This is a genomic window from Roseateles oligotrophus, from assembly GCF_025717515.1.
GTDB lineage: Bacteria > Pseudomonadota > Gammaproteobacteria > Burkholderiales > Burkholderiaceae_C > Paucibacter_A > Paucibacter_A oligotrophus.
Genome location: NZ_JAJIRN010000008.1, coordinates 229,249 through 242,180 on the forward strand (window position 1 = coordinate 229,249; position 12,932 = coordinate 242,180).

8 protein-coding genes are annotated in these 12,932 nt (G+C 62.0%); 6 read left to right on the forward strand and 2 right to left on the reverse strand.

Going from position 1 to position 12,932, the window contains the following annotated elements:
* Positions 1–37: 37 nt before the first annotated feature.
* Both hemL and thiD read right to left on the reverse strand, forming a co-directional pair.
* Positions 38–1,324 carry a glutamate-1-semialdehyde 2,1-aminomutase gene (hemL, locus tag LNV07_RS18495; protein ID WP_263572650.1) on the reverse strand — a complete coding sequence of 429 codons (1,287 nt, stop codon included), beginning with the start codon at positions 1,322–1,324 and terminating at the stop codon, positions 38–40.
* A 46-nt stretch (positions 1,325–1,370) separates the two neighbouring features.
* On the reverse strand, positions 1,371–2,366 hold the full coding sequence (gene thiD / locus LNV07_RS18500; protein WP_318013756.1) for a bifunctional hydroxymethylpyrimidine kinase/phosphomethylpyrimidine kinase: 996 nt from the start codon (positions 2,364–2,366) through the stop codon (positions 1,371–1,373).
* Between the two features lie 251 nt (positions 2,367–2,617).
* Here thiD and LNV07_RS18505 point away from each other — a divergent pair, with 251 nt between their 5' ends.
* The 6 genes from LNV07_RS18505 to LNV07_RS18530 all read left to right on the forward strand — a co-directional run bounded on the left by LNV07_RS18505 (position 2,618) and on the right by LNV07_RS18530 (position 12,924).
* Complete coding sequence (locus tag LNV07_RS18505) at positions 2,618–2,770, forward strand: rubredoxin (RefSeq protein ID WP_263572818.1); 153 nt, start codon at positions 2,618–2,620, stop codon at positions 2,768–2,770.
* A gap of 151 nt (positions 2,771–2,921) precedes the next feature.
* Complete coding sequence (locus LNV07_RS18510) at positions 2,922–3,305, forward strand: response regulator (protein WP_263572819.1); 384 nt, start codon at positions 2,922–2,924, stop codon at positions 3,303–3,305.
* A gap of 62 nt (positions 3,306–3,367) precedes the next feature.
* Entirely contained in the window at positions 3,368–3,733 is a 366-nt protein-coding gene (locus tag LNV07_RS18515) for a response regulator transcription factor (RefSeq protein ID WP_263572651.1), read from the forward strand.
* Between the two features lie 15 nt (positions 3,734–3,748).
* Complete coding sequence (locus LNV07_RS18520) at positions 3,749–4,306, forward strand: chemotaxis protein CheW (protein WP_263572652.1); 558 nt, start codon at positions 3,749–3,751, stop codon at positions 4,304–4,306.
* Positions 4,307–4,368: 62 nt separating this feature from the next.
* Positions 4,369–6,672: a methyl-accepting chemotaxis protein gene (locus LNV07_RS18525; protein ID WP_397545586.1), complete on the forward strand. Its 2,304-nt coding sequence runs from the start codon at positions 4,369–4,371 to the stop codon at positions 6,670–6,672.
* Positions 6,673–6,687: 15 nt separating this feature from the next.
* A complete protein-coding gene (locus tag LNV07_RS18530) occupies positions 6,688–12,924 on the forward strand; it encodes a hybrid sensor histidine kinase/response regulator (protein ID WP_263572654.1) in 6,237 nt (2,078 codons plus the stop codon).
* Positions 12,925–12,932: the final 8 nt, after the last annotated feature.

Below are 12,932 nucleotides of genomic sequence, written 5' to 3' on the forward strand. Positions count from 1 at the left end.
CAGAGAGAAGGACTAGGGGCGAATCAACGCGGATCAATCAACGCAGGGCGTGCTTGGCTGCGGCCAGCGTGGCCGCGATGTCGGCATCGCTGTGGGCGGCCGACACAAAGCCGGCTTCGTACAAGGCCGGTGCCAAGTAGACGCCGGCATCCAGCATGGCGTGGAAGAAATGGTTGAAGCGCTCTTTGTCGGTCGTCATTACCGTCTGGTATTCCTGCGGCAACTTGTCCATCAGGAAGAAGCCGAACATGCCGCCTTCGCAGTCAACACTGAAGGGCACGCCGTTTTCTTTGGCAACCGCCGCCAGGCCGTCGACCAGGCTGCGGGTTTTGGCTGTTAGCGCTTCAAAGAAACCGGGTTTTTGAATCTCGCGCAGCGTCGCCAGCCCGCAGGCGGTGGCGACCGGGTTGCCGCTCAAGGTGCCGGCTTGATAAACGCCGCCCAGCGGCGCCAGGTGTTTCATGATCTCGCGACTGGCACCAAAGGCCGCCAGCGGCATGCCGCCGCCGATGACCTTGCCGAACACGCTGATGTCGGGCTTGAAGCCGGGGATCAGTTGGGCGTAATGGCCTTGGGCGCTGTGCAGTCCGACGCGGAAGCCCGTCATCACCTCGTCCAGCACCAAGAGCGCGCCATATTCGGTGCAGAGCTCGCGCAGCCGCTTCATGTAGGCGACCTGGGTACGCACGAAGTTCATATTGCCGGCAATCGGCTCGATGATCACGCAGGCCAGCGACTTGCCGTGCAGCAGGAATGCCTCTTCCAGTTGCGCCAGATGGTTGAACTCCAGCACCAAGGTGTGCTGCGCGACTTCTTCGGGCACGCCAGCGCTGGTCGGGTGGCCAAAGGTGGCAAGACCCGACCCCGCCTTGACCAGCAAGGCATCGGTATGGCCGTGATAGCAGCCTTCGAACTTGATGAATTTGCTGCGACCGGTGGCGCCGCGCGCCAAGCGGATGGCGCTCATCGTCGCCTCGGTGCCCGATGAGACCAGGCGCACCTGCTCCATGCTGGGCACCAGTTTGAGAATCTCTTCGGCCAGCTCGATCTCGCGCTCGGTCGGTGCGCCGTAGGAGAAGCCCTCGCGGGCGGCACTGATCACCGCTTCCAACACGGCGGGGTGGCCATGGCCCAGGATCATCGGCCCCCAGGAACCGATGTAGTCGATATAACGCTGACCATCGGCGTCATGGATATAGGCGCCGTCGCCACGGGTGATGAAGCGCGGGGTGCCGCCGACGGCGCGAAACGCACGCACGGGGGAATTGACGCCGCCAGGGATCACGCGCTGCGCGCGTTCGAACAGGGTTTGATTTTGGGACATGAGCAGACCGGGCAAAACGATGGAATCAAGCTAACAAACTATTTGATCAGTGCATGCGGCGCGAGGGGCGCGCCGGCGGGCTGTCTTCGGGCTCTGGCGCGAGCGGCTCTTCGCCCAAGGCACCGGCCTCCAAAGCGGCGGCCGCAGCGGCTTCCTCTTCTTCGCTGGGTGGCAAGGCCCAGAAGAAGCGGTCTGGGATCGCATTGCCCATGCCGGGCCTGAAGCCGGCGTCCAGCGCCTGATCCAAAAAGGACAAGGCTTCGCCGACGGCCGAATGAATCTCCGCACCGACCGAGAGCAAGGCGGCCAACGAGGCCGACAGCGTGTCGCCGGCGCCGATGAAGCTGGCGTCCAGGCGCTCAAACTTCTCGCCGGTGATGGGGCCGAGCGGATTGGCCAGCACGTTGTCAATGAACTGGTTGGCCATGCTGATGCCGGTGACCAAGACATGGGCGGTGCCATGCTGGCCGGCAGCAACCGCCAATTCGCGCGGCGAGGCCGGGCGGTCGGCGTCCCAGTCGGGCAGCAAAAAGTCGGTCAGCGTTTTGTGGTTGCCGACCAACACATGGGTTTGCGGCAACACCAGTTCGCGGAAAGCGTCCAGATAGCTTTGCTGCTGCTCCTCATCCAGCCACGACACATTGGGCAGATAGGCAACCAGCGGCACATCGGGGTAGTCGCTCAAGACCTCGGCCACCGCGCTGATGCCTTCAGGGCTGCCGAGGAAGCCGACCTTCCAGGCCGAGATCGGCACATCTTCCAAGATCATGCGGGCTTGCTCGGCGATGGTTTCCGAGTCCAGCGTGTGGTGCTCGAAGGTCTCGGCGGTGTCCTTCAGAATGATGGATGTCACCACTGGCAGGCAGTGAGCACCCATCGCCGCAATGGTGGCGATGTCACATCCGAGGCCACCGGCGCCGCTGGCTTCGCTGGCGTTAAAGCTCATGACGCAAGCAGGGGCCTGAGCTTCTTCTTGATCTTCAAGGCTCATCGCAGGGTCGACGACGGCCGCTGAGGTGGCTGGTATAGCGGTTTTGTTCATGACTTTGCGGCGCGATCGGACTGGTTCTGCAACGCTTTGGTAAATGCTGCAATAGGCTGGCCGCAGGCGGCAATGGACCAGGCCGGATCCTTGTCGCGGGTGAAATGTGCAATATGCACTAAGACCGGATCAGCTATTGCATCCTTGACGGTTCACCAGCAACGGCGGACTTGTCCGGCGTGGCTACAATCTTTGCATTGTAGTGAGCAAAAAAGATACCTATCGTGACCGAAGCTAGTGCTAGTACTTGGATGTGCCTGATCTGTGGCTGGATTTACGACGAGGCAACAGGTGACCCCGAACATGGCATCGCGCCCGGTACCTTGTGGGCCGACGTCGATATGAATTGGACCTGCCCCGAATGCGGGGCGCGCAAAGATGACTTTGAAATGGTCCGCATTTAATCTTCAGCCGGTTGGCGTAACAATGCGTGACGGCCAGCCCGGCATGTAACACTGCGCTTGTTTGCGGCGCTAGGGCAGGCCACTCGTTTGTTGGCAAGGGGAGAATAGCTTGGACGTACAAGTTCCTGAAGGCAACGCTACTGGCAGTGCAATTGGCAACGAGGCTGCGGCCAAGGTGTTGGTCATTGATGACAGCAACACCATTCGGCGCAGCGCTGAAATCTTCCTCAAACAAGGCGGGCATGAAGTGGTGCTGGCCGAAGACGGCTTCGATGCCCTCGCCAAGCTGAGTGACTACAAGCCGGATCTGGTGTTCTGTGACATCTTGATGCCGCGTCTGGATGGCTATCAAACCTGCGCCATCATCAAGCGCAATCCGGTCTTCGCTGGCGTGCCGGTGATCATGCTGTCCAGCAAGGATGGCCTGTTCGACAAGGCCCGTGGCCGCATGGTTGGCTCGCAGGACTATCTGACCAAACCCTTCACCAAAGATCAACTGCTGAAAGCGGTGCTCGCGCATCGGCGTGGTGTTTGATGCGCACTCATTCGCAGCCAGACTTGATGGCCGCCGTCGCCGCCCAGGCTTGAGGAAAACCTATGCCTATTCAAAAAATCTTGCTGGTCGATGATTCAAAGACCGAATTGCACGTCCTGAGCGACATGCTGATCAAACGCGGCTTTTCGGTGCGCACGGCTGAAAATGGCGAGGAGGCCATGAAGCGCTTGGCCGAAGAGACGCCCGATCTGATCTTGATGGATGTGGTGATGCCGGGGCAAAACGGCTTTCAACTGACTCGCACCATTACACGTGACGATCGGTTTGCCGGTGTGCCCGTCATCATGTGCACCAGCAAGGGACAGGAGACCGACAAGGTCTGGGGTATGCGCCAGGGCGCGCGCGACTATGTCGTCAAGCCGGTCAAGGCCGAGGAATTGCTGGCCAAGATCAAGGCTTTGGGCTAAAGCTCCCTTCAAGCGATGAGTAATAAGCAAGCTCTGCGGGAACTTCAGCATCGTTTGGCGCAGCGCATGCAAGATGCGCGCGAACAAAAAACCGAGGTCGCCAGTTGGCTGGCCGTTGAATGTGCCGGTTATGGTCTGCTCTTGTCCTTGAAGCAGGCCGCCGAAATATTCACGCCGGTCACCATCAAGCCCGTGCCTTACGCTCAGCCTTGGTTGGTGGGGGTCGCGAATTTGCGCGGAGGCCTGTTCACGGTGATTGATTTGGCGGTGTTTCTGGGCCTGCGCGAGGGCGGCGGCACGCGTTCGGATATGCGGGCCGATACAGCGCAAACGCGCTTGGTGTCCTTGAGCCCCGAGTTGAATATCAATTGCGCCTTGTTGGTTGACCGGCTTGTCGGTCTGCGCGGGGATGAGCAATTGACGCTGGAGCCGGTGCTGACGAACCCCCTCGACGGGGCCGTGCGACCCCGATTTGCCGGCCCGCATATGCGTGATGCAGAGGGTCGATCCTGGCAACAACTGCATTTGGATGCCCTTTCTAAGCATGAACAGTTCTTGCGAGTTGTGGTTTGATTCGGAGTTAGCAAGTACAAGCTAGGGCTATGCCCGCTAAACAAACGAAAAACGAGGGTGAGATGAGCTTCCTGGACAAGATCAAGAACCTGGGCAAGACCGAGGCCGAGCTGGCAAGCGAGGCGCATGCCGCTTCCATCCAGTCAGGCGCTGCCTTGCCAACATCCTCGCTTGGCCTAGATACAGCGGGCAGGCCGTCTGGCGCCTCTTCGTCGATCATCGCCGAGGCCTTGCCGACAGAAGTCGCCAGCACCGAGTTTGGCGAGACCACCGCCACTTTTGCGTCCACGGTGTCGGCAACCGATACCAGTGTTCACAAGACCGTCGCAGCCAAACCCCGCAGTGGGCGCCACCAAGCGGTGCTGACGGCGCTGGTGGCTTTGGGTTTGTTGGGCACTGCCGCCACGGTCAGCTTGAGTTTGCTGGGCGCCTCGCGCAGTGCCGCACAAGTGCGGGCAACGGGTCAGGCCTTGATGCACTCGCAGCGCATGGCCAAGTCCGTTTCGGCGGCTTTGATCGGCAATCCGACTGCATTTTCTGAACTGAAAGAAAGTACCGGCATCCTGAGTTCGGTGGTGGCCAATTTGCGTAGCGGCGAAGGGCCGCTGGCCGCCGCGCCGGCCGCAGTGCAAGCGAGTTTGGATACGGTGATGCCGCTGGTCGAGCGGGCGGCAAAAAGTGGTCAATTGGTGCAGTCGCAAGAAAAAGTCTTGACCGACGTGGCGGTGGCCTTGCGGGCGATCAATCGCCAGTCGGCTGATCTGCTCGAAAGCGCCGAGGCCGTCTCGGCCGAATCTTTGCAGCAGGGCGGATCGGCAGGCGAAATCGCGGCCGCCGGTCAATTGGTGATGCTGACCCAACGGATTGGCAAGAGTGCCAATGAATTCCTGACCCAGGAGGGCGTCAGCCCCGAGGCGGTGTTCTTGTTGGGCAAGGATTTGAATTCTTTCAAGTTGATCACGGACGCGATGATCAATGGCAGCGTTGAGTTGCATTTGGCCGCGGCCAAGGATGGCCAACTACGAGCGCGTCTGCAGACCCTGATCAAACAGTATGAGCAGACGCGTACCCAAGCGACGGCAATTTTGGGTAATTTGCAGGGCTTGGTGTCGGCACGCGAGGCGCAGAGCAGCATTCTTGGCGATAGCGAAGGCTTGCGCAAAGGCCTTGAGCAAGTCGCTTTGGAGCTCGAGTCGGCGGGGGGCGTCAACATCGCTTTGCTGGGATTGATGCTGGCCTCGTTGACGGCGCTGGTGATCGGAGCTTTTGGTTTCTTGCGCCTTTATGTGAACGATCAAGGCCAGCGTGCGCTGATGGCGGAAGCGCAAAAGGCCGAGGCCGAGGCACAGGAACAAGAAGCCAAACGCGTCAATGATGCCAATCAGGGCGCCATCTTGCGTCTGATGAACGAGTTGCAGGCGGTTGCCGAGGGTGACCTGACCCAACAAGCCACCGTTACCGAAGACATCACCGGCGCGATCGCAGACTCGGTCAACTACACCGTCGAAGAGTTGCGTAACTTGGTCAGCCAGGTGCAGATCACGGCCGCACGTGTGACCGACACAACGGGCCAAGTCGACCAGACTTCGACCGACCTGCTCGCGGCATCGAAAGAGCAATTGCACGAAATTCGCTCCACCGGCGAAGCGGTTCTGCAGATGGCGGGCCGTTTCAACGAGGTGTCGAATCAAGCCCAGGCCACCGCCACCGTCGCGCGCCAATCGCGTGAGGCGGCCGAGTCCGGTCTGCAGGCGATGCAGAACAATATCAGCGGCATGAACTCGATCCGCGAGCATATCCAGGAGACCTCCAAGCGCATCAAGCGCCTGGGCGAGTCATCGCAGGAAATTGGCGAAATTACCGAGCTGATTTCCGACATTACCGAACAAACCAACGTGCTGGCGCTGAATGCGGCGATCCAGGCGGCGTCTGCCGGTGAAGCCGGGCGCGGCTTCTCGGTGGTGGCCGAGGAAGTGCAGCGTCTGGCCGAGCGTTCGGGCGACGCGACACGGCAGATTGCGGCGCTGGTCAAGACGATTCAAACCGACACCCATGACGCGGTGGCCGCGATGGAACGCTCGACGCTGGGTGTGGTGCAAGGCACGCGCTTGTCCGACGCGGCCGGCCGCGCCTTGGAGGAGATTGACTCGGTGTCTCGGCGCCTGGACGAATTGATCGCACAGATTTCCGCTCAGGCGCTCAGCGAGGCCCATTCGGCCAACGAGGTGGCCGCCAATATTCAGCATATTTTTGCGGTGACCGAGCAAACCAGTGAGGGCACGCGTTCGACCGCCCAGATGGTGCATGAATTGTCCCGTTCGGCAGACGCGCTGAAGCAGTCGGTGGCTCGCTTCAAAGTCGCCTGAGGGCAGGGATCAAGCATGGATATTGCACGCGACTCGGAGTTGCCAGCGGATCTCAGCCCTCTTGCTTGGGTGCAAGAGGAACTGCGACGCTCGCTTGAGGCGGTTCATAAAGCCTTGCGCCGCTTGCTGCGCGATGGCGAAAGTCGTTCGACGATGGCCGCCGGCTTCGTCGCCGATGGCTTGTCCGGCCTGCCGGTCAACGCCAGCCTGCAGGCCGCAGTGCAGGCCGCCGCCGCACAGTTGCACCAAGTGGCCGGGGTGCTGGCCTTGGTGGGCTTGCCGGCCGGCTCCTTGGTCTTGCGTGCCGCCGAACAAGCGGTCGCCGACTTGGCCGAACATCCGAACAGTATCGACTTGATCCGCGTTGAGACCATTGAGCGTGCCAACTTCGCCTTGCTGTCGCTGATCGCTCGGATGTTGGCCGCTGGTTCGTCATCGGGCCAAAGCTCCAGCCAAGTCTCCACCTTGAGTCTGTTCCCGGCCTATCGGGAATTGCAGACGATGAACGGCGCCGAGCGTATTCATCCGGCCGATCTGTGGCAATTTGAGTGGAGCTGGCACAGCTTGCCGGACGACCCACGCGCGCACGCATTGCCGGCGACGTCGGTTCGCCCCGCTTTCGAGGCCGCCTTGCTCAAACATATGCGGGCGCCCAGCCCCGAACATGCGCGGATATTGAGTGAGCTCAGCGCAGGCCTGGCTGCAGGCTTGCAACAGCCTCACTCCAAAACGCTCTGGCAGTTGGCCGCCGCGGTGTTCGAGGCGCAAGCCTTGGGCTTGCTGGAGGTTGACGCCTTCGTCAAGCGCCTGGGTTCGCGTTTGTTGTCGCAGATGCGTGCGGTGGCGCAGGGCGATGCGGGGGTAAACGAGCGACTGGCGAAAGACTTGCTGTTCTTTTGCGCGCAGAGCCGTGTCACAGCAGCTGCTCAACCGGCGCTGCGCCTGCACGCTGCTTTGGCAAGTTATGGGCTTTTGGAGTCGGTTCCGGGCGACTACGAAGACGAGACCTTGGGTCGTATTGACCCCGCCTGGGTGACGCAGGCAAGGCGCCGAGTGGTGTCGGCCAAGGATTCCTGGGGCAGTGCGGCCGAAGGCGACAGCCATCGCGCCACCGCTCTGAACGAGCAATTCGTGGCCTTGGCGGAATCCTTGCAAAAGCTGTTCCCGAGTGGCGAGGTTTTGGCCGAGTCCTTGCAGCGTGCCGTTGTGGCGACATTGCGTTCGGCCGAGCCGCCGCCGCCCGCGTTGGCCATGGAAGTGGCAACCAGCCTGCTTTATGTTGAGGCGGCGCTGGATGATGCGGCCTTTGATCAGCCCGAACAAGCCGAGCGCGTGCGCCGCTTGGCGGGCCGGGTCGAAGCGGTCGCCCGTGGCGGCGAGCCCGAGCCCTTGGAAGCTTGGATGGAGGATCTGTACCGGCGGGTTTCCGATCACCAGACGCTCGGCAGTGTGGTGCAGGAACTGCGAGTCAGCTTGTCTGAGATCGAGCGCCAGGCGGACGAGTATTTCCGTGACCCGAGCCAGCGCGAGCGCTTGATACCGGTGCCGGGTCAATTGCAGGCGATGCGCGGCGTGCTGACGGTGCTGGGCCTGGACCAGGCCTCGCACGCCTGTTTGCGCATGCGCGATGAGGTTGATGAGTTGACCAATACCGAGGTCGATGTCGAACGCGGCGGGCCGCGAGAGTTGTTTGACCGTTTGGCCAATAACCTGGGCGCCTTGGGTTTCCTGATTGATATGTTGAGCGTGCAGCCGCAACTGGCCAAGCGCATGTTCGTCTTTGATGAGGCCAGCGGCCGCCTCAATCCGGTGATGGGCCGGCGCAGCGACGCCGCGCAACGCCGACCGATGAATCCGCCGGTGCTGCGCACGCAAGACATGGTCGAGCCCTTGGCCGTGACCTCGCTGCCGGAGTTGGTCGATCAAGTCGAACTGCCGGTGCTGAGCTTGCCGCTTGAATTGGCGGTAAGCAGTCGGCCGGTCGAAGCGGGACCGACATTGAGTCTGGCGCCGCAGGAGGAAGCTCCGAGCTTGCCAGGGGCACCGGCTCTTGCGCCCGTACCTGCACCTTCGCCTTCGCCAGCCCCCGCCCCGTTGCCAGCGCCCGTGCCGGTGATGGCCAGCGCGCATGACCCGGAGATGCAGGAAATCTTCCTTGAGGAGGCCGGCGAGGTTTTGGCCAATGTTCGGCAAGCGCTGACCGCCTTGCAGCAAAATCCGCAAGAGCGCGAGGCGATGACGGTGTTGCGTCGCGCCTTCCACACGCTCAAGGGCAGTGCCCGCATGGTCGGGCTTGATTCCTTTGGCGAAGGCGCCTGGGCCTGCGAACAGTTGTACAACGCCCGCCTGGGCGAGGCTGCCCCACATGGTGATGCCGGCTTGCTGGGCTTTACCGGCGAGGCTCTTGACTACCTCGGCGACTGGTGTGAGCAGATCGCCAGCAATCAAGTTGTTTCCCATGTAGCGGAGCCCTTGCGGCGCGGAGCCGATGCCTTGCGTTTGGGGCAGGAGCCGGTGCCGGTGGAATGGCCGCTCACGTCGATTGAGGCGCCCTCGGCCGATTTCTTGGAGCAGGGTGGCGGAGCCGCTAAAGAGCAGCCTGTTGAGGCCGGTCTTGAGCCCTTCGAGTTGCTCGATCTGCGTGAATTGGCGGAGCCGAGCGAGGCGCTGGAACAGGCCGAGCCGCTTGATTTGCCCCCCTTGTCCGCGCACGAACTCTTGCCTTCACCGCTGCCAGCGGCCGAGCCGGCCGAAGAGCCAGAAGAGCTAGAAGAGGCCGGCGCAGACCTTGCCGAAGTCTTGCCCTTCGAGCTCGATCTTCCCATGGAGCCGGCCGAGGCCCTTGGGGCTGCATTTGAGTTGCCCGATTTTGAACTCAGATTGGATCTTGGCGAAGAGGTTCCAGAGAGCTTCGTGAGCAGCTCAAGCGTGATATTGGATGAGCCAACCCTGGAGCTTGAGCCTGAAATTGAGCTTGCGCCAGGCAATATGGTCGAGCCCATCATCGCGCGCACGCCGCCGCGTGGCTTCGAGCCCGTCTTGGTCATTGGCGGGCGCCAGGCTTTTGAGGCCGAAGCAGCGGGCGAACCGGACCAACTGCTCCGGCCCGAGTTGCTGGATGAGTCGCTAGACGAACAATTCAAGATGATCGGGAATCTGCCCGTCAAGCTTGAGTTGTTCAATATTTTTCTCAATGAGGCCGATGAGCTGTCGCGCCGTTTGGCCACCAGCCTGGCCGAGTGGGCACTCGAATTGAATCGGCCGGTGCCGGCCAATTGCGAGGCCTTGGCCCATGCCCTTTCGGGCAGCGCTGCAGCGGTCAAGTTCGATGATTTGGCGCTCTTGACCCGGGCAATGGAGCATGCCTTGGGTCGGGCAGCGCGCGCCAGTCGCTACAGCGAGGCCGAGGCGCAAATGTTTGTCGGAGCGGCCGAGCAGGTGCGCCATCTGCTGCATCAATTCGCGGCCGGTTTCCTGAAGTCTTTTGATCCCGTCACGCTCGAGCAACTGCGTGCGTACGAGCCCAATCTCGAACCGAATAGCCGCTTTGGCGAGCTGACCGATCTTGAGGATAACGGCTTGCACTGGCGCGATTCGAGGCCGGGCGAGGCGCAAGCGGAGCCAGAAGAGATCGAGGCGCTGGAGCCGATTGCGCCGCTTGAGTTTGGCACCGCGCTGACACCTTCGGCCGATGCCGATGAAGTCGAACCGGGTCTGCCCGACGAGATCGACCCGGTCTTGCTGCCGATTTTCGAAGAAGAGGCTCGCGACCTGCTGCACGATCTGCATGGCGCGCTGCGCGAATGGGTCGCCAAGCCCAGCGATTTGCGTTGTGCCTCTGCGTGCATGCGGGCGCTTCACACTCTCAAGGGCGGGGCGCGACTGACCGGCGCGATGCGTTTGGGTGAGCAAGCGCATGCTTTGGAGTCGGCGCTTGAACGGGCCGTCGCCAATGGCTTGCCTTTACCGGCCGATCTGCTCGGGCTGCAGGCTGCCGCCGATGCACTTGAGGCCAGCTTCGAGCAATTGGGCGTGCCACAGCCTACGCTCCCGGTTGCTGCGCCCGCAACGGAAATGTTTGCCGAGGCGGAGCCGGAGTTGGCCCCCGCATTGGCCGAAGCCGCGCCGAGCGAAACGATTGAAGCCCTTGAGCCCGCCTTGCCGGTGCCGGAGTTGGTGCCGGATCTGGTCGAAGCGCCGGCAGCAAGCGAAGTTGCGGAGCTTGCCGAAGCCACCGAAGCGCTAGAGGTCGTCGAGCCGGCATTGCCCGAGCCGCTCAAGCAAGCTGCAGCCGGGCCGCAAATCGACTGGTCGCGCTTCGCTGAGCCGCCACTGGATGAGAATGCCGCCGAGGCTTCGGCGACCGGTCTGCAAGCGATGGTGCGGGTGCGTGGCAGCATGCTGGAGCGCATGGCCGCACAGGCCGGCGAGGTCAGCATTCGGCGCGCGCGGCTGGAGTCCGAGTTGGCGCAGATGAAGAGCAGCCTGCTTGATCTGGATGACAACTTGGGTCGTCTGCGGGCGCAGCTTCGTGAACTGGAGTTGCAGGCCGAGTCGCAAATGGGTGGCCAGCAAGAGCTGCAGCAAGCCAAGGCCAAGGTCGGTGGGGCCGACTTTGATCCGCTGGAGTTTGATCGCTACACGCGCTTCCAAGAATTGACCCGCATGATGGCCGAGTCGGTTGGCGACGTGGCCACGGTGCAGCGCGCCTTGCAGCGCAATGTGCAGTTAGGTGAAGATGAGTTGGCCGCGCAGTCGCGATTGACACGCGAGTTGCAAGACGATCTGCTGCGCACGCGCATGGTCGAGTTTGAAAGCTTGGCCGAGCGTCTGCATCGGGTGGTGCGCCAGGCGGCGCGCGACGCCGGGCGGCAAGCGCGGCTGGAGATTGTTGGCGCGCAGACCGAGCTGGACCGCAGCGTTCTCGAGCGCATGGCGGGCGCATTCGAGCATCTGCTGCGCAATAGCGTCAGCCACGGCATCGAGCCGGCCGAGACCCGCGTGGCCGCCGGCAAGGATCCCGTCGGCACCTTGCGTTTGGCGGTGCGCCAAGAAGGCAATGAGGTCTTGCTGACCTTCAGCGATGACGGGGGCGGCTTGGATCTGCAGCGCATCCGTGCGCGTGGGCTCCATCTGGGCTTGATCAAGGCTGACGCCGATGCCAGTGAAGAGGCCGCGCTGATGCAGCTGATCTTCACGCCCGGTTTTTCGACCGCGGCTCAGGTGACCGAGTTGTCCGGGCGCGGTGTCGGCATGGACGTGGTCCGAGCCGAAGTCAGCACTCTTGGGGGCTCGATCGAGACCAGCTCGGTGCCCGGTCAGGGCACCAGTTTCACGCTGCGCCTGCCGCTGACCACGGCCCTGACCCAGGTGGTGCTGCTGCGTTGTGGCGAGCAGACGGTGGCCGTGCCGGCGGGTTTGATGGATTCTTTGCAGCGCGTGCCGACCGATCAAGTCGAGGCCGCCTATGCCAGCGGGCATTTGCAGTTTGGCGGCGAGACCTTGCCTTTTTATTGGCTGGGCGGCCTGCTGGGCTTGGCCGGTCGTGGCCTTGGTCATGGCAAGCATATGTCGGTGGTGCTGGTGCGCAGCGCTCAACAGCGCATCGCCTTGCATGTCGACGAGGTCTTGGGTAACCAGGAAGTCGTGGTCAAGAATCTGGGTCCGCAATTGAGTCGGGTGCCGGGTCTTGCCGGCATCAGCTTGCTGGCCTCGGGCGAGGTTGCCTTGATCTACAACCCGGTCGCCTTGGCCACTTGGTATGGCTTGGCCGCGCAGCAGCGTTTGGAGCAGATTCGCCAGGCCGCTAAGCAAGACGGCCCGGTTCTTCCGATCGAGGCGGAGCAGGCTTTGGCGCCGCTGGTGTTGGTGGTCGATGATTCTTTGACGGTACGCCGTGTCACCCAACGCTTGTTGGAGCGCGAGGGCTACCGGGTGCAGTTGGCCAAGGATGGTTTGGATGCAATGGAGTGCCTGGCCGCCGACGAATTGCCGGCGATGGTCTTGTCCGACATCGAGATGCCGCGCATGGACGGCTTCGATCTGGTGCGCAATATGCGTGCGGATCCGCGACTGGCCGGCCTGCCGGTGGTGATGATCACGTCCAGAATCGCGCAAAAACATCGAGACTATGCCGAACAGCTAGGGGTCAACCATTACTTGGGCAAGCCCTATGACGAAGAGCTACTTTTGTCATTGATTGCTGGATACACTTCGACACAAATTGCGGGCGCCACATTGCCGCAGCAATAGTAAGCGGT